Source organism: Croceicoccus sp. YJ47 (assembly GCF_016745095.1).
GTDB lineage: Bacteria > Pseudomonadota > Alphaproteobacteria > Sphingomonadales > Sphingomonadaceae > Croceicoccus.
Map to the genome: position 1 here is coordinate 1,201,269 of NZ_CP067087.1, position 18,428 is coordinate 1,219,696.

An 18,428-nucleotide genomic window follows, 5' to 3' on the forward strand; every position below is an offset into this window, starting at 1 on the left:
CCAAGCTGCTTACCCACAGCGACCGACCCGATCGCCGCGCTTGTCAATGGTCGTGGTCATGGTCGTGATGATGGTTCTTCTCGACCTGATGGTCCGGGATCATGTCGGGATCACAGTCTGCAGCGAGACAGGCTTCGAACGTTGCATGGGCGATGGCGTGCTGCGTCTCGAGCATACCGCGAGCCCGCGCCTTCACATCCTCGAAAGCCTGCAACGAAGATTCGGCAGGAACGATATGCGCCTCAAGCGCGCGATAATGCTCGCTGATGCTCCAGACATGGACGTGATGGACGCCGGCCACGCCTTCTGTGTCACGCAGGTCGCTCACAATGCGATCGAACTCGCTTTCGTCCGGCACCGCGCCCATCAAGAGCCGCACCGTGCGAGGCAACAAAGTGACGCCCTGCCAGATCACATAGGCAGCAATGACCACAGTGATGATCAGATCGGCGATATAAAGTTCGTATCGCAGAATGAGTACGCCAGCCACGATCACACCGACCGAAGCCAGCGCATCGGACACATTGTGCAGAAAGGCGGCTTTCATGTTGAGGGAGTTCTTCGAGCTGGCGTAAACCATCACCGCCGTAACCACGTCGATCACCAGCGCTATCCCGGCGACCCAGATTACGGTCCACCCCTCAACGGGTTGAGGGTCTGCGAAACGGTTGATCGCCTCGACCAGCAGATAGAAGCCGATGATAAGCAAAGTCGTCAGATTGATGAGAGCTGCTACGACTTCCGCACGAGCATAGCCGAAGGTCATAAGCTTGTCGGCTGGCCGGCGCCCGATCCGCCTCGCAAACAGAGCCAGTCCAAGCGATGCCGCGTCGCTGAAGTTGTGCAGCGCATCGGCGATCAGTGCGAGCGAACCCGACAATATCCCCCCGATGATCTGAGCGACAGTCAGCAGGACGTTGAGGGCGACGGCCAATACAAGGCGGCCGTCGCTCATGTTCTCTTCGCCGTGACTGTGCCCGGCATGACCGCCCGATTGTGCCACTACCTGCCTCCTTTTTCTGTTCTCTTGGTCGTCGTAACGGACTGTGCGGGGGAATGCTGGAACGTGCTGTTCGAGACATCGAGTTCGCGCGACAGTTCTCCAAGCGCCGAGATCGCGAGGCCGAGCAGGGCGAACCCTCCGACGAATGCCGGGAGCGTAATGTGATTGGCGGCGACCGATCCGGTTCCTGTACGAAGCAGCGCGCGCGCCGATGCAACTATAAGAAAGCCCGGGATAATAGCCGCTAGCCAACCTCGCCCACTGTGGGCGAGTCCGTGCAGCGCCCAAAAGGTCGAGAGAGCGATGCCGATGAAAAGCAGGGAAAAGAGGACCAGTAGTGCAACCTGGTCGATCCTGCTCACTTGGGCGGATCGGTAATTATCGATCGCTTGGCGTCCTATTTCCAGGTTCGCAAAAACAAGCGCTGCAGACACCGCCATTGCTGTCGTCGCGGATGCAGCAGCGGCAGCACCCAAGAGAACGCTGTAAGGAAGGATATCGGACGCAATCGACACCGAGATGCGACGTACCAGGGTTGGCCTATCGGAACATCGCTCGGGTCCGTCACCTCTCGGTCTAGGTTTTGCGTATCGGCCAAGCTCGTTGAAAATCAGAAGTAGCAGCCTGCCCGTCAGCATCAAACCCGTGAGTGCCCAGCGGGTGAGAGGGGATTGTCCCAGCGGAAGAGTTAGTAAGACGGCAAGGGCGGCAAAGGCACCGGAAACGCCGCCTGGCAGGAGCGGATGCAGGAAGCTCCAACTGTCCTTTGCCAATCTGCCGCCAATCATGACCCCGATGCCTGATAGCATCGCCAGGACAAGGACCCGCGAAAGGTCCTGCGCGGCAAACAAGGTATCGAATAGCGTCAATTCCTCTTCTCGCCGTGGACGGTTCCCGCCTCTTCGTGCACATCCATATGCGTATCGCGCAGGATCTGCACTCCGCCGTAAAGCGCTATGCAGGCGACCGCTATTCCGACCACCAGATCGGGCCAGTTGGCACCGGTAATCAGCACAACGATGCCGGCGATGATGATCCCGCCATTGGAGATGAAGTCGTTGAAGCTGAAGGTTGTCGCCGCCCGCATATTGACGTCCTTGTTCTCCATCTTCTGCAACAGGCGCAGGCAATAGAGATTCACCAGTCCCGCGACGAACGCCATCGCCATCATCAGCATGCCGCCCGGATCGGAACCTTCCACGAACCGTCGGTAAGCATCGAAAATAACCCCAGCGGAGAAGACCAGCAGCATGATGCCGGAGAAACGCGCGGCCCCGCGTTTCCAGGTCCGCGAGCGGGTTAGCGCAAGCAGGCTGAGCGCATAAACGATTGCATCCGATGAATTATCGAGACCGTTTGCCAGCAGCGCGTTGGAATCGGCAAAATACCCGACCGCGAAGAAGCCGACCGCAATGGCCACGTTGAGCCATAGCACCACCCACAGGGTCTTGCGCTTTTCAGGCGACCCGACATCGACCTCATGACCGCCACTCATGCTGTGTCCTCCCCGGTTCGTACCCAGCTTTCCGCATGACTACGCTGTGATGGCCGGAAGAACTTCATTTCGGCGCGGAAGAGCGACGATGACATCTCCGTGCCCCACTCTTCCCATTTGCTGTCGCCGATTATGGCGATCCGGCCGAAACGATCCTTATGCCGGACGTCGAACTTGAGATCGCGCCAGAGACCTCCGAGGTCCCAGCCCGAAAAGTCAGGCGCGAGCTCGATCACCATCGGGACGGTGCCGGCCTCGCGCTCCGCGATACGTTCGAATTGGGGAACAAAGCGGTCATAGTCTTCATCCCCCAGCCTGCCTCCGGCGCGTATCCAGAGCAGTCCGTTCTCTTCCTTCAGTGCCAGCACTGTATTCTCCTTTCCCGATCGGTCATGCGATGTCCTTCAGCTCGGCCTCTTCATCGCTCGTCACATTGCGACGCAGACGGTCCCACCACTTCTCGCGCCAGCTCCGCTCGTCGTCGGAACGGTGCAGTACAAGCCGCGCGATCGCGGGTAGGACGAACAGCGTGAGCGCGGTCGCCGTCATCAGACCGCCAATGACGACCGTAGCCAAAGGACGCTGCACTTCGGCCCCTGTTCCAGTGGCGATCGCCATGGGCACGAAGCCGAGCGAGGCCACCAGCGCGGTCATCAACACCGGTCGAAGGCGCGCGAGCGCGCCATCGGCAATCGCCTCGTCGAGCGGCATCCCGTTCTCGAGGCGCTGCCGGATCGCGGTCATCATGACGAGACCGTTGAGCACCGCCACGCCGGAAAGCGCGATAAAGCCGACCGCTGCCGACACCGAGAATGGCAAGCCTCGCAGCGCCAGAGCGAACACCCCGCCAGCCAAGGCCATGGGAATGGCACTGAACACGGCAAGCGCTGGAACCCATCCACCCAAAGCCATGAACAGCAAGAGGAGAACCAGAGCGAAGGCAATCGGGACGACGATGGTGAGCCGCGCCTGCGCTTCCTGCAGGTTCTGATACTGTCCGCCCCATTCGATGAAGGAGGCCGGCGGCATATCGACGCCGGTCGAAACCCTTTCCTGCGCTTCCTCAACAAAGGAGCCGAGATCGCGCTCGCGTACGTTGGCCGAGACGATCACAAGCCTTCGGCCCTGCTCTCGCCGAACCTCGGCAAGGCCATCGACGACCTGAAAATCGGCCAATGTCCGCAAAGGAACGGTGACCCCGTTTTCAAGCACGATCGGGAGCGCGCCGAGCTGGTCGAAATCGTCGCGCGTAGCATCCTCGAGGCGCACGACAACATCGAAACGGCGATCGCCCTCGAACACCAGTCCTGCTGGCCGCCCGCCGAGCGCGATAGCAACCGACTGTGCCACTTCCTCGACGGTCAGACCATAGCGCGCGATGGTCGGGCGATCGAAGGCGATGTCCAGCGTAGGAAAGCCGGTCACCTGCTGCACCTTCACGTCCGCGGCGCCTTCGACACCTCCAAGCACGCCCGCGACCTCGCCCGCAGCTTCGGTGAGCGCAGTGAGGTCATCGCCGTAGAGCTTGACCGCGACATCGCCGCGCACACCGGCGATCAGCTCGTTGAAGCGCAGCTCGATAGGCTGGCTGAACTCGTAGAGATTGCCGATGAGGCCTCCGAGCGCGCTTTCCATTTCACCAACAAGCTCATCTTTCGGCAAATCGGGATCGGGCCATTCGTCGCGAGGCTTCAGGATGACATAAGCGTCCGAAGCATTGGGGGGCATTGGATCGCTGGCGACTTCGGCCGTGCCCGTCCGTGAGAACACAAGATCAACTTGGGGAAACTCTTCGAGCCGGTCTTCGACCCGCCGCTGCATCGCCAGCGAGCGTTCGAGCGATGTCGAGGGGATGCGCAAGGATTGCACCGCGATGTCGCGTTCATCGAGCTGCGGGGTGAACTCGCTGCCCAGAAAGCCGAACACAAAAACCGCTACTGTGAAGAGACCAACCCCGGCACCAATCATCGGCCAGGGCCGCGCAATGACCTTGCGCACGGCGGGACCGTAGCGCTCTTTGGCCCAGCGAATGGGCTTCACCTCCTTTTCGGTCAGCTTCTTGTTGAGCAGGACCGCAATCATCGCTGGCACGAAGGTCAATGAAAGAACGAAGGCCGAAGCCAGCGCGAGCAACATCGTGATCGCCATGGGCGAGAACGTCTTGCCCTCGACCCCGGTAAAGGTCAGCAGCGGCGCGAAGACGAGGAAGATAATCGCCTGACCGTAGACGGTCGGTTTGATCATTTCCTGCGCTGCGAGACGCGTTTCGGTCAGCCGCTCACCCAAGGTAAGCAAGCGTCCTTCGCGATGTTGCCGGGCCGCAAGCCGGGCGACGCTGTTCTCGACAATGATGACCGCACCATCGACGATCAGCCCGAAGTCGAGCGCGCCCAGGCTCATCAGATTACCTGAGACACCAAGCCGGTTCATCCCCACCGCTGCCATCAGCATCGAAACGGGAATGACCAGTGCGGTGATTATGGCGGCGCGGATATTGCCGAGCAAGAGGAACAGGACGGCGATCACGAGCAATGCGCCTTCGAGCAGGTTCTTTTCGACGGTGGAGATCGTCGCATCGACTAGTGAGGAACGATTGTAGACAATCTCAGCGACAACTCCGTCCGGAAGCGATGCGCGGACCTCTTCAAGTCTCTCGGCAGCACCAGCCGCAACGGTCCGGCTGTTCTCGCCCGCGCGCATCAACACGGTTCCCACCACCGCCTCTTCACCGTTCAGTGAAGCAGCACCGGTTCGCAGGTCGCCGCCGATCTCCACATCGGCCACATCGCCGATGCGGATGGGCACGCCCTCGCGGGTCGCAATGACGGCTTCTTCGATGTCGGCAATGCTGCCCAGCCTCGCGTCCACGCGGACAAGCAGGGCTTCGTCGGCACGATCGACGAAATTGGCGCCTGCCGCCAGATTGGCGGCTTCTAGAGCATCGATGAGTGAGTCGAATGACAGGCCATAGCCGGTGAGACGTGCCGGATCGGGCTGAACAAGGAATTGCTTTTCGAACCCGCCAATCGAGATCCACGCCGGCCACGCCGTCGATCGAGCGCATCAACGGCGCGACCACCCAATCCTGCACAGTGCGCAGATAGGCCGCCTTAGCCACCTCACTCTCGAGGCGGTCGCCGCGTTCGGTGATGAAGCTGCCATCGGACTGCCAGCCTGTGCGGCCACCAGTGGTCGCACCCTTGCCACCGGGATGCTCATACTCGATCGTATACATCAGCACTTCGCCAAGGCCGGTGGAGATCGGCCCCATGGTAGGCTCCGCTCCTTCGGGCAATGAAGCGCCAATCGGCGCGAGCCGTTCGTTCACCTGCTGCCGGGCGAAGTAGAGGTCGGTGCCCTCCTCGAAAATCGCGGTGACCTGGCTGAAGCCGTTGCGCGAAATCGATCGTGTCATCTCCAGGCCTTCGATCCCGGCAAGTCCGGTTTCGATGGGGAAGGTCACCTGCGTCTCGACCTGCGAAGGTGAGAGCGCGGCAGCGCTGGTGTTGATCTGGACCTGCGTGTTGGTGATGTCGGGAACCGCGTCGATCGGCAGGCGCACCAGATTGAACGCTCCGTAGATCGCTGCGAACACGGTCAGGACGATGATCGCCCAGCGGAAACGAACGGCGACATCGAGGATGACTCCGATCGGGCCGTGACGGTGGCTACCTTCGTCCGAAGACATGGGAGAAGATGCCGTGGTTTGATCAATGGCCATGTTCTGCGCCCTCCTTTTCGAGCTCGGACTTCAACAGGAAGGCATTGGCAGTCGCGATCCGCTGACCGGGCTCGAGCCCGGAGAGGATCGTCACCATTCCGGCAGACCGGCTGCCGATCTCGACCTCCCGAGCCTGAAATCCGCGTCGTGTCCGCACGAAGACAACATCGCGTCCTTCGAGCACCTGCACAGCATCTTCGGGTACCGCGATACGGCTCTGGTCCAATTCGCCCGAGGGGCGAATACGCGCCTGAAGGAACGATCCGGGCTGCAGACCGGGAACGGCGCGCGTCAAGGTAAGAACCGCTGTCGCGCTACGGCTCTCGGCATCGAGCGAAGGCGTTACCGACCGGACGCGAGCGCCGATCTCCCTTCCATCGCCGAGGATCAACGCAGCCTCGTCGCCAGGCTGGATGCGTGAAGCATCTTCGGAAGGCAGCGCAACCTCGATCTGCAAGCCGCTGGGATTGACCACGCTGTAAAGCTCCTCCCCGGCGTCGACGAACGAGCCGAGCACGATTGGAGCGGCGGTCACACGGCCCGAAAGCGGACTGGTGACAGCGAGCGAGCGTCCATCGCCGCTCACGCCTGCCGCGGCGACGGCCGCCTGCGACCGGTTCAGTTCGGAACGGGCAACGTCAAGATTGGCGCGCGCCGCTTCGAGATCCTGGCGTGCGGTCACGTTGGCTTCGAATAGCCGGCGCTCCCGTTCATAGGCCGCCGAAAGCTCGGTTACGCGGGCGCGGGCGGCACTAAGCTGGGAAGCGAGTGCAGCCGCATCGGCGCTTTCGATCCGAGCGACGGTCTCGCCCTGCCGGACATAATCGCCAAGCGTCTTGCCAACGCTGCGCACGACACCGGAAGCCCGTGCATCGATGCGTGCGCTGGCGGTCGGACTTGCCGCAACCGTTGCAGGAAATACGAGTTCGACAGCGGCACCCGTTTGCACCGCTGCGACCTCGATCTCGGCGGTGCGGATCTGCTCTTGCTCGATTAGCACGAGCCCCTCGGGCAGTTCTGTCTCTGCGACCTCTTCGTCCGCGTGGGTGTCGACCTGGCTGTCAGGCCAGAACATCAGCATCAAGGCCGAAACAAGTATGACAATTCCGGCGATGATCGCCAGTCTTTTGCGGTTCATTTTGGTATTCCTCATTGTGCGGCCAGCCTGATCAGTTCGGCGGCAGCTTGTCCCCGGTCTTCTTGCGCAGCAATCAACGCCTCGCGAATGGCATCGCGCGCTTCGGCTGCGCTCAACACTTCGATCAACGGAAAACGGCCATTGCGATAACCGATGCGGACGAGCCGAAGAGCCTCCTCGGCCTGGGGGAGTGATGTCGTGGAAAGCGTCTCGACGCGCGCTTCGGCAGCAAGATATTGCGATCGTGCGCGCGTCACGGCTTGCTCGAAATCGGCCAACGCTACAGCCTCGCGAGCATTGGCGGCGCGCAGCCTTGCTTCGGCTGCAGCGATATTGCCCTGATTACGATTCAAGAAGGGAAGCGGGATCGAGACACCGAGAAGAAAGGCACTGTCATTGCTTTCCTCGAAGCGTCGAACACCGGCGGAAACGACGGGATCGGGAATGCGCAGGCTGCGCTCACGATCGATCTCGGCGGCGGCGGCGGTGCTTTCCGCACGCGCCACTCGCAATTGCAGACCGCTTGCTGTCGCCATTACAGCACCGGGCGGTTCGATCCCGGGGAACCTGCTCGGAACAAGCGGCGGCGCCCCCTGATCGCCCCATAGCGAGGCGAGGGCCGTTCGGGCTGCAAGACTTGTCGCTTCGGCGGCCTGAAGTTCGGCTTGCGCTTCCGCCAAGGCCGCTTCGGCCCGAAGAGCACGGAGCGGGGGCTCGCGCCCGACTTCTACGAGGAGACCGGCAATGCGGGCGAGCTCTTCGTTTCGCTCAACCACATCGAGGGCCAGTTCGACGCGCGAGGCTGCTGCAGCCGCTGCGACATATCGCTCGCGGACGAGGTAGCCCAGCTCGACATCGGACAGGTCGGCGCGAAGGTTGGCGAGTTGCGCTTGCGCCCGGGCCGCTTCTACCCGGGCCCCTCGCTTGTTGCCGAGTTCGAGGCGCTGCCCCACCGCAAGCGTGTATTCGGTAGCCCGCAGTCCGGAAAAAGCGCCACTTCCGGCGATATTCTCGACCTCGAGCGAAATTTCGGGATCTGGCTCGGAGGCGTGCCTGCCCGACGAGCGAGCGAGCGGCATCCGCTTCGGCGCGCGGTCCCACCATACGCGGGTTCGCGGAGATTTCATCGACTTCGCCCGCTACGCCTGAGCGGCTCAGCGCGTCTTCAAGCGTCAGAAGCTCCTGCTCCTGCGCGGCCACGGACGTGGCTGTTGCGACGAGAAACAACCCTGCAATCAGGGTGTCTCGCCAATAAAAGGCTGACATTTTGGAAGAATTCCTCTGCTAACAATCGAACAAGCGCTGCACCGGGGCAGCGCAACGACGATTGTCAGGCGCGAGGAGGACGTTTCAGTCGGGTGCTGACATCCGAGACGGATGCCGCAACACGAGGCGCTGCAAGAATGACCGACGCAAGTGGAACCTGTTCGTTGTGGATTCCGCCAGCAAAACTCGCGCCGTGATGACAATGACCATGACCGCAAACGCCGTGTTGATCGGCTGGCACTTCGGGATCGCCCTGATCGCCGTCGACATCTGAGGTTCCCGATCCCTCGTCAGCTGCAATCCAAGCCGCCGCATCGCCCGGAGCCACTTCCGAGCCGCAGGCAGCTGCATCTGCCGCAGTCGCAAAGATCATCGCGACCAGCATGAGCAGGACGACGAGCGGGTTGAGGACAAGGCGGCGATAGCTGTAAGTCATGAATTTGGGCCGCCATTAGCAGAGACAAACCGAGCTGCCTAGTGCAATATTCTGTCAGCTTAGATCCATTATTGTGACACTATAACACAACACCAGTGCTCTTATATTGTTGAAGGAGGGCCCGGCGGGGGCGTAAAGTCAGGCGAATCTGCATCGGACTACAAGAGGCTCTTGGCCTACCGCACGAAGCAAGAACCAATTAGCGCGCCAGCGACATAATCGTCGCCGGCGCGTAGCAGATTCGACGTTTAGTCATATCGTTTTGGGATGCTTGCACCCAAGCTGCGCCGGTCAACGACGGTAATTCGCCGGGCCTTGGCGTCAATCACTAGACGCTCAAGAACGCCATTGCCGGGAAGCGCGATCACATAGCGCGGATTCATCTGGAGCATCTGCTCATTGCGCTTGAACCCGGCTCGTGCCCCCAGCCGTCTGTCGAGTGAAAACACCAATTGCTGTATATCGTGCCGTTCGGCCCAGCTGGCCGCAAGCCGATCAACGCCTTTGGTGTCGCCGCCGTGCACCAGGAACATGTCGGGCACATGATCATGTACCTTGTCGAGCGTTGACCAGACCTTGGAGGCGAAAGCCTTGGCGTCTTCCGCGGTGGCAAACGAAGACCGGCCACCGGAAAAGACGATTGGTGTGCCTTGCGGTGTATTGGCATCCTGGCGACGCTCAGCCCGCGCGCGCAGGAAATCGCGGGCGTCGACAACCGCAGAGGTCACTTTGCGCGAATGGTTCGAACGCGATCCGGTAAATGGCTTCCATGACGAACCGGTTTCATCGAGATAGAGCGATGCAGCGACCTCTCGCATCTGTTCAAACGCCATCATGCTGGCCTCGGCTGCCTGAGCGCGTTCGACCTGCTCATCGAGATTGCTTGAATGGACTTCAGATCCGTCAGCTGCGGCGAGGAGCGCCCGGACTTCATCGCTTGCCCGGTCGAGTTGATTAGACTTACGCGTGGCAGCCCGGTGAAACAGATTGACGAAGCCCCAGGCCACGTCTTCGGCGTCCGCTTCGAGCGATGTGCCCGAGAACATGACAAACATGTCGGACCAGATTGCAGCAAGCGTCTGCTCGACTGCTTCTTCACTTGGAAAATCGGACGGGTCGAAAGGTGCCAGCTTGATGGTCAGACCTGTAAGGTCGAGACCGGCGAGATGATGGGTAAAACTATCGTACATGGGTAAACCTCCTGATGTGTTCAGGCGGCAAAGCTTTCGAGAACGGAATGCCTCGCTCCTTGTCCGCCGGAGCCCGATCAGGGCCGGCTAGAGTGGGTTGGCGCACCGCGAAGCGGGAAACCTGCTAGGCAAGGCTGGCGCGGGCCACACGGGCCGCAGCCTTGCAGGTTGCGCCAGGCCACGGCCGGTCCAGGGCCTCTCCCGGCGGTCAGGCACGAGGCAGAGCGCAACTCCTTTGCCTGCAACAGCAGCGGGAATTGCACAAACGACTTGGTGTCAGCGAGCTGCCGCTTTCGAGACTTCTGCGGTGCGCGCCTCGATCCGCTCGAACACGGCTTCGCCATTGGAGAAGCTACCGATCTGGCGTAGCTCGCCAAACATCTGCGAGAACTTGCCCGAGACTTGCTCGAGCCATCGCTGTGCGCGGCCAGTTCTGGGGCGGCTATAATCTGCTTCCCAGTAGAAGCTGTCATCACGCTCGGCGAGCCAGATGGCCGCGAGGTCGCAATAGATGGAGATGCCGCAATCGGCATAGGCATTGCGAAGAAGGATCCGGTCTTCGCGCCCACGCCAGCCATCGTGAGGCACAAGTGAGGGAAAGACTTCGCGCGCGGTGCTGATGATATCCTCGACCTGGCATTCATATTCCCAGTCGAGGTCGCCCTCCTCTTTGTTCTCAATCAGGCGAAAGGCGACGATGGCCCCTATTGGGTAACTTACAGAACGTCCCATGATACGCCTCCCTTCACGCGGCTTCGGCGAGATCATCGCCGAATTCAGGGTCGCTGTGTTCGGCATGGCCGCCCAGGCGGAGTAACAGCGATGACGCTTCTTCAGCCTTGGCTGCGGCCGTCAGCATGGCTCTGTCGTCCGATCTCAGGAGCTTCAGCCAGTGCGAAATGTAGCTGGCATGATTGTCGAGATGGGTAACGGGCAGGCCCAGTTCGGCGCCCAGAATCGCCGATGAAAGCTCGGCTACGAGTTCTTCAGCTGCATAAGCTTCGCTACCGAAACGGTTCTTGAGATCACGATTGAGCCGGGACGAATGCCCAGTCCAGTGCGACAGCTCATGGGCAAGTGTCGCATAGTAATGGTCAAATCCCTCGAACAGCGTGGCAGGCGGCATGGTGATCCGGTCGCGGACGGGCTCGTAATAGGCTTCGCTGCCCCTATGACGCAGCTGCGCTTCGATCCGGGCAAAGAATGTATCGAGCTTATGCTGACGCCCGGCGGGTTCTACCGGCTCCATGAGCAGCGCGGGACTGTATATGGCGGGAAGGTCATCGCACTGGTCCGCATTGAAGATTGCGTAAGACTTGAGGACGCGGCGCGTCTCGGTGTCTTCGCCACCATCGGGCGTTTCGACTTCCTTGTCATAGGTCTTGTAGAAGATGGCGATGCTCGACTTCTCGCCTTTTCGCACCTGTCCGCCGAGTTTTGCGCACTGGCGGTAGGTCATCCAATAGGGCGAGGCGAAGCCTGATGCCTCGGCCATCATCCAAAGCCAGAATGTGTTCATGCCCCGGTACGGTGTGCCGCAGCTGCGCAACGGGCGGGATGTCGGAACTGCGCGCCAGGGTTTGACCCAGGGTTTGGTGCCCTGCTCGAGCTTTTCAATGATGGCGGCAGTAATGCGACCGGCTGGAGAAACTGAAGCAGTGCGGTGGGACTTGGTCATGAGAACTCTCCTGATTGCCGGGACGAGCATGCCTCGGCTCAGGAAGAGCAAAGCTCCCTCCTCTCTCCGCCTCTGAGACGGACGACATTCAGGTAAAACGCGAAAAGACGGTCCATCCCTGGTGGAATGGACCGCCCGCCGAGTGACCTGGACCTGTCAGGAGGGGTCAGGCAGCCTGCTCGGCAATTTTGTTCGCGGCCTCGTCCTCAGCCGGGTCCGCGGCTTCATCCTCGACCGGTTCCTCAGGGGAACCGAAGCGCATGATCTCGGGCACCCAAGCTCCCGCTCGCGTTTTCACATCGGCCTCGCCAATGAAATTGCCGGAGAAGATGCGCTCGGCTGCGCTCGCCAGTTCTGCCTTCTTCGAGCCTGCATAGCGGCTGACGAGTTCGGGGCCGCCTGCTGCATCGAGCGCTTCGAGCGTGCGTGCCTTGGCCACACGATCGAAATAGTTCGCCGCCGTCGGCCGCCACCAATGCGCGGTTTCGATCTCGAGCATCGACCCGAGGATTTCGTGCAGCGGTGCCGAGCGATCGCCTTCGCAGGCAAGGCTCGCGACCAGCGTGCGGGATACGACGTGGCCGAGCCAGGCCGAACGTGCTTCATCGCTCAATGCGCGGAAGCGTTCGAACCGCTCGACATCGGTCTCACCGGAGCGCCAGCTTTCGTCGAGCGAAGCGGCGAACTCGGCGAGCGCTGCGCTCGCTGGGGCGTCCTTCGCCTCGAAGCCGGCCACCGGTCCCGACGCTACCGAGCCGACCAGCGTCGATGCCTTCTTCGCGCGCCAGTCATGCCCATCGGCATCCGCGAGCGTGAAGACCATGAAGTCGAGCGCAAGCGCGGGATCGTTGGCCAGGTGGATCGCCAGGATATCGCGACGCTGCATCGCGAGCTCGTCGAGCAGACGCTGCGAAAGCGCCCCGCTCTTGCGCTTGGTATCAGCGCCAGCATCCACTGGTTCGACTGCTCCGTCATCAGCGTTGACGACTTCAACTTCGGTGTAGAATTGCGGCACCAATGCCGGTTCGCCATTCCGTGAAAGCACAAGGAACGCTCCAGCCTCTGCCTTAAGTTCGTCGGCAAGGACCGGCGGACGATCGTTGAGATCGCGCATCGCGCGGTCGATCGAGACCAGTTCTTCTTCCGCCTTGGCGATCTCGCCTTCGTCGCTGTCCTCATCCTCGAGGATGGCTGCCGTCCGGTCGTAGTCGGCTTCCAAGTCGCTGAGCTCGCGGGCCTCCTCTTCGGTCAGCGGAGCCGGTTCGCATGGAAGCCGGTTGAGGCCCTCGACGAGGTCGTGGCTAACATAGTTGCCAAGCGTGGGTCGCACCCAGGTAAGTCCGTGTTCTTCCGCGACCTTCTTCGCGGCATCACCCATCGCTTTCTGGGCCAGGTCTTCGAGGAGCGAGACATCGATCCAGCTTTCGCTGGCTTCGTCGTCGAAGAGTTCGCGTTCGATGCGGCCACCTGCAGCAAGGTAGGCGTCACGCCCGACCAGAACCGCGCGCGGATCGGAGCCACGAACAGTGGCATCGAGCACCATACGCCGGATTGTGTCAGGCGTGACCTGGTACCAGGCATCCTGCAGTTCGGCAAAGACGTGCGCTTGGCGATCGATGTCCGAGATTGCCCCATAGGCTTTGGCCATGTCGAGCGTGATTGCGCCTTCGGCGAGCGCCTCGAAAACACAAGGTGCGAGGCCTGCCAGGCGCAGACGACCCTCGACAAAGCGGACTGTGAGACCGAACCGGCGCGCCACATCTTCGGTACTGGCTCCCGCCTCGATGATCGCAGCGAAAGCCTGTGCCTCGTCGGCCGGGTTCATGGCGAGGCGCTGGAAGTTCTCGGCGAGGCTCGCTTCGCGCACTTCGCTTTCCTTGCCTTCGATGACAAGACAAGTGACCTCGTGGTTCTTGGGAAGCGTGCCTTCCTCGGCCAGTGCTTGGAGCTGAGCCAGACGGCGACCACCGGCCTCGACTTCGAACTTGCCGCGCTTGGCTTTTCGCACGACGAGGTTCTGCAAAAGGCCGCGCGCGGCGATGTCCGCACGCAGTTGCAGGTCGGCAAGGACGTCGCTCGACTTGCGCACATTGCGCGGGCTTTGAACGAGCTTCTTCAAGGGAATAGACTGGATCATGGATTTTCTCCTGATGGGTTGAGGAGCCACGCGAAGGTGCATGGCCCGACAAGCCACCGGCTCCCTCCCCTCTCTCACGCTTGGTCTTGGATTTGCTCCTCAGGTCGCAATTGCCGGGAGAATGGAGGATGCCTTCGACACGGGGACAAAAAGGCGCGTACGGTAGCGAATGATCTCGGTGAAACAGCCCTTGGTCTTGTACCACTCGAGTCGTTCAGGCGCATACCCGGTGAGTTCGAGGCGCTGCTCGCCGCCAACCAGGGAGCGCTTGATGGTCAGTCCGTCATGACTGGTAAACGGCTGGGGCGTTCCGCTTGCCAGGACCAGTTTCCCGAGTTCCGCCGGAGCCGGGCCGGACACACCCTTCAAGCCGAATGACTCGGCGATCTTGGCAAGGTCGATATCGAGGACTTCACGCCCGATGATCGAGCTGCCGTCCTCGGCGGCAAGCCGCGTGACCCGAACATGGTCGCCAGGCAGCCGCTTCCAGACCGGAAGCAGCAGCCCCGTCGCCAGATGCACTCGTTCGGTCACCGGCGAGGCAGCTGCGGCGTTTTCTTCCTGTGCCCAGAGCTGGGAGAACTCGGTCAAGCCGACCTTTTCCCACAAGCTTTCACCAAGCGCCTCGAGCGTCCAGTTGACCGATTGAAGCGGCCGGAGAAGGCGACGGCGTTCGATCACCGCGCCATCATCGGCAATGAGGCGCCGAGCCGGAACTGACAGGGCCACCTTGCCCGAGCGCGCATTGCGCAGGGGAATGGCCTGAGGTGATCCGATCTCGTGCATCCTCACGAGACGTTTGAAGCGAAGCGGACGCAATTGGCGTTTCACTTCGAGCGAAACGAGACGAGTTTCGGCGCCAGAGACAGGATCGGTGCGGAGCAATTCGTCGGAGAGGGCCGCGAAACTATCGACACGGACCGTCTCCAGACCAAGATCGAGCGTGCCGGCCTCGCGTGCGGCCTCGATCCGCGCCTCGACAAGGCCGAGATATTCCTCGAAGATACCGTTTTGCAGCGCAATGGGCAGCGCGAGGATGCGGTTGAGCCAGCGCTGGATGGTGGGCAGGTTGTCGGTCAGGCCGCCATCGGGGCTCTCGAGCTTGAGGCCGGTTCGCTCGACGAAGTCCCCGAAACCGACGGCTTCGAGCTTTCCGTCGTAAAGCAGGTGAAACCAGCGCGAGAGCGCGTCCTTGGCATAGTCGCTTTCGAGATTGTCGGCAGGGTCGAACAGGTTCTGTCCTCCGGTCTGACGCTGGCCGCGTGTGAGAGCGCCCAATGCGTCGAGCCTTCGCGCGATGGTCGAGATGAAGCGGCGTTCGCCCTTCACATCGGTCGTCACCGGGCGGAACAGCGGCGCAGAAGCCTGATTGGTGCGATTGGTGCGGCCGAGACCCTGGATCGCATTGTCCGCGCGCCAGCCCGGTTCGAGGAGGAAATGGACACGGCGCTGCTGATTCTGAGCGTCGAGGTCGGCGTGATAGGACCGTCCCGTACCCCCTGCGTCCGAGAAGACCAGAATACGTTTCGTTCCGTCCATGAAGCACTGTGCTTCGGCGACGTTGGCGCTTGCGCTTCGGCGTTCAAGCCGCTGCTGACCGTCGCGTCCCAAGACCAACCTGCGCGTGCGGCCTGTGACTTCCGCCACGGCCTCGGTCCCGAAGTGCTCAATGATGGCATCGAGTGCAGTCGCGATGGGGGGCAATGCGCAAAGCTGCTCGATCAGTGCGTCGCGCGCGGCGATGGCCCGCGAGCAGAGGACAGGATTGCCGTGCTCGTCGCTCATCGCTTCGGAACGCAGATTGCCCTCCTCGTCAGTAAAGACCTGCATCAGGCGCACGGGGAAGCTCTTCGCGAGATAGTCGATGACATATTCGCGCGGCGAGAGATCGATATCGAGCGCTTCTCGCTCCTCGTCCGAGAGATCGGCCAGGCGCCGGTCGAGCATCGCTTCGGCGGTCGAGACCAGCTGCACGACCACCGAGTGACCATCGCTCAGCGCCTCTTCCATCACCGGGATCAGGCTCGGCAGTTTCATTGAAAGCAGAAGCTGCGCGAAGAAGCGCTGCTTGGTGCCTTCGAACATCGAGAGCGCTGCAGCCTTGGCGTTGCGATTGAGCGTATCACCGCTGTCCTCGTCGACCACCCTTGTGGCCTCGAGCGCTTCGTCGAGGTTGTGGTGGATGATCGCCCAGGCCTCGGCGTAGGCATCATAGATCCGCACCTGCGCTTGCGTCAGCTGATGTTCGAGGATGTCGTATTCGACCCCCGCAAAGGACAACGCGCGAGCAAGGTAGAGCCCTTGTGCCTTGAGATCGCGAGCGACGAGTTCCATCGCCGCAACACCGCCCGCGCGGATTTCGGTCATGAATGCCTCATGCGTTGGAAACGCGGTTTCGGGACCCCACAGTCCAAGCCGGGCTGTGTAGCCGAGATTGGCAATGTCCGATGCGCCGGTGGCCGACGCGTAAAGCACACGTGCGCGCGGCAGGTGGTTCTGAAGCCTGAGCCCTGCCATCCCTTGCTCCGATCCTTTGACTTTGCCGCGAGTCGAGGAAGAGCCGAGCGCATTGGCCATCGCATGCGCTTCGTCGAAGGCAATCACGCCCTCGAAATCTTCGGCGGCCCAGGCGAGGATCTGATCGAGCCTTGTGTCCTCGGCGCGTCCCGAACGAAGAGTTGGATAGGTTACGAACAGGATACCCTCGGCCATCGTCACCGGACTTCCGAGCTTCCATCGGGAGAGCGGCTGGATGTCGAGTGGGAGTCCCCCGAGTGCTTCCCAGTCGCGGCGCGCGTCTTCGAGCAGTGCCTCGTTCTTGGTGATCCATATGTGGCGGCGTTCGCCCGACAGCCAGCGATCCATAATGACGCCCGCGATTTGGCGGCCCTTGCCCGCGCCCGTACCATCACCGAGGAAAAAGCCCTGGCGGTAGAAGTGTCCGTCCTCCGCGAGTTCGACCGTCGTTCCATGTTGGCTCGGTCGAAACTGCCCGGGAAGCTCGCGGGCGAATGCCTCGCAAGCGTAGATCAGTGTTTCGCACTGTGCCGCCGATAGCAGTTTGTCGCTCTGCCAGTTCGCAGGAAGCAAGGGACGCGCCTCAGGCACGGGCGCTGCAACCGAGCCCATCGCAACCGATTCTACGAGCGGCGTCGGGTGAACGGGTGCATCATGCATGATGACGCGGCTCGGCCGGTAAGGCAGGTAGATGCCCGCCTGCTCGGGAACGGGCGCGGGCTCGTCCAGGGCTTGATAGTCGAGCGCGATTGCCGCGCTTTTTGGGGCGGCTCTGGTCACGAAAGGAGCGACCGGCTTGCGCGAGGCGGCGCCGCTTACCGAGGTCGCAACCGAACGTACCGGAAAGCGATGGATTTTGGCCTGGAAGGGAGCACGAACGGGCAAATGCGCCAGGCAGGAATTCAGTTCGGCGAGATCGGCGAACTCTCCCGAAATCGTAGAATTGTCCTGAAGAGGCTCCTTGTCGATGACGACCATTCTGACCGCGATTCCGGTTCCGCTTCGTGAGAATGCGCCCGACAACCGGACGTTGAGCAGCAGCGAAGCTTGTTCCTGGTCTTCGACAAAAGCCACGGCATCAAAGCCGTCCGGGATAATGGCGACGAGGCGACCTCCTGAAGCGCACACCCGAAGCGCGCTGCGCATGTGGCGCATTGCCGTGCGGCCATCGACGCCGCGCTCGCGGCTTCGGGCGAAGGGAGGGTTCATAAGGATGATGCTGGGGCTTGAGCCATCGACGAGTTCGGCGATCAACTCGCCATCATGAGCGGATAGTCTGGCTCGAGAGAAGATATGCGCCAGCGCATGCCGGCGTGCGGGATCGATTTCGTTGAGGCTCAGCGAGCACCCTCGAACGTCACCCCAGAGCGCAAGAGCGCCATTCCCGGCTGACGGTTCGAGAACGCGAGCGCGCGGGGCAAGGCAAGCGGCTTTGGCCATCAGCCAAGCAAGGATCGGCGGCGTCGAAAACTGCTGCAGCTCGACCTGGCCCTCGCTGCGCACATGGCGAGGCGGCAAGGCCGCCTCGAGCCAATCGAACCGTGCTGCAGCCTCGTGGAAACCTGTCTCGAGGTCGATCCGTGAGAACTCGCGAAGCCAGAGCAAGGCTCCGATCTCGACCGCGTTGTTATAGTCGTCGATGGTCCACGCACTGCCCCAGTCCTGTACGCCGGTTTGAGAGGCGAAGAACTCGGCAATGTCAGGCCGGGTGAGGTGGCAACCATCCGCAAGTCGCCGGGAAATTTGTTCACCGATTGCGAGAGCGAGCGGAATTGTGCTCGATGTCTCGCGGTCTGGAAAAAAGTCTGACTGAAACATGGATTGTCCTCCTCCTGATTGAGGCATCG

At 61.5% G+C, this 18,428-nt stretch carries 12 protein-coding genes and 1 pseudogene; all 13 read right to left on the reverse strand.

What is annotated here, in order from left to right:
* Positions 1-43: 43 nt before the first annotated feature.
* Positions 44-1,003 carry a cation diffusion facilitator family transporter gene (locus tag JD971_RS05910; RefSeq protein ID WP_236672299.1) on the reverse strand — a complete coding sequence of 320 codons (960 nt, stop codon included), beginning with the start codon at positions 1,001-1,003 and terminating at the stop codon, positions 44-46.
* The gene (locus JD971_RS05915; protein ID WP_202086655.1) at positions 1,003-1,872 is read right to left on the reverse strand and encodes a hypothetical protein; all 870 of its coding nucleotides are present in this window, start codon (positions 1,870-1,872) and stop codon (positions 1,003-1,005) included. The genes JD971_RS05910 and JD971_RS05915 overlap by 1 nt, the downstream gene beginning before the upstream one ends.
* Positions 1,869-2,498 (reverse strand): cation diffusion facilitator family transporter, encoded by a 630-nt coding sequence (locus JD971_RS05920; protein ID WP_202086656.1) that lies wholly within the window; start codon positions 2,496-2,498, stop codon positions 1,869-1,871. Before JD971_RS05920 ends, JD971_RS05915 begins: the two co-directional genes overlap by 4 nt.
* A complete protein-coding gene (locus JD971_RS05925; RefSeq protein WP_202086657.1) occupies positions 2,495-2,866 on the reverse strand; it encodes an STAS/SEC14 domain-containing protein in 372 nt (123 codons plus the stop codon). The genes JD971_RS05920 and JD971_RS05925 overlap by 4 nt, the downstream gene beginning before the upstream one ends.
* Before the next feature lie 22 nt (positions 2,867-2,888).
* Positions 2,889-6,186, reverse strand: a pseudogene (locus JD971_RS05930) (efflux RND transporter permease subunit).
* 22 nt (positions 6,187-6,208) lie between these two features.
* A complete protein-coding gene (locus JD971_RS05935; RefSeq protein ID WP_050600443.1) occupies positions 6,209-7,357 on the reverse strand; it encodes an efflux RND transporter periplasmic adaptor subunit in 1,149 nt (382 codons plus the stop codon).
* Positions 7,358-7,368: 11 nt separating this feature from the next.
* Positions 7,369-8,484 (reverse strand): TolC family protein, encoded by a 1,116-nt coding sequence (locus tag JD971_RS05940; protein WP_236672300.1) that lies wholly within the window; start codon positions 8,482-8,484, stop codon positions 7,369-7,371.
* Positions 8,485-8,687: 203 nt separating this feature from the next.
* Positions 8,688-9,059: a hypothetical protein gene (locus JD971_RS05945; protein WP_202086659.1), complete on the reverse strand. Its 372-nt coding sequence runs from the start codon at positions 9,057-9,059 to the stop codon at positions 8,688-8,690.
* A gap of 248 nt (positions 9,060-9,307) precedes the next feature.
* Positions 9,308-10,249, reverse strand: coding sequence for a DUF2493 domain-containing protein (locus tag JD971_RS05950; RefSeq protein ID WP_202086660.1), 942 nt, complete (start codon positions 10,247-10,249; stop codon positions 9,308-9,310).
* A gap of 276 nt (positions 10,250-10,525) precedes the next feature.
* On the reverse strand, positions 10,526-10,981 hold the full coding sequence (locus tag JD971_RS05955) for a hypothetical protein (RefSeq protein ID WP_202086661.1): 456 nt from the start codon (positions 10,979-10,981) through the stop codon (positions 10,526-10,528).
* 13 nt (positions 10,982-10,994) lie between these two features.
* Positions 10,995-11,927, reverse strand: coding sequence for an ArdC family protein (locus tag JD971_RS05960; RefSeq protein ID WP_202086662.1), 933 nt, complete (start codon positions 11,925-11,927; stop codon positions 10,995-10,997).
* A gap of 166 nt (positions 11,928-12,093) precedes the next feature.
* Positions 12,094-14,064 (reverse strand): ParB/RepB/Spo0J family partition protein, encoded by a 1,971-nt coding sequence (locus tag JD971_RS05965; RefSeq protein ID WP_202086663.1) that lies wholly within the window; start codon positions 14,062-14,064, stop codon positions 12,094-12,096.
* A 99-nt stretch (positions 14,065-14,163) separates the two neighbouring features.
* Entirely contained in the window at positions 14,164-18,399 is a 4,236-nt protein-coding gene (locus JD971_RS05970; protein WP_202086665.1) for a strawberry notch-like NTP hydrolase domain-containing protein, read from the reverse strand.
* Positions 18,400-18,428 lie beyond the last annotated feature (29 nt).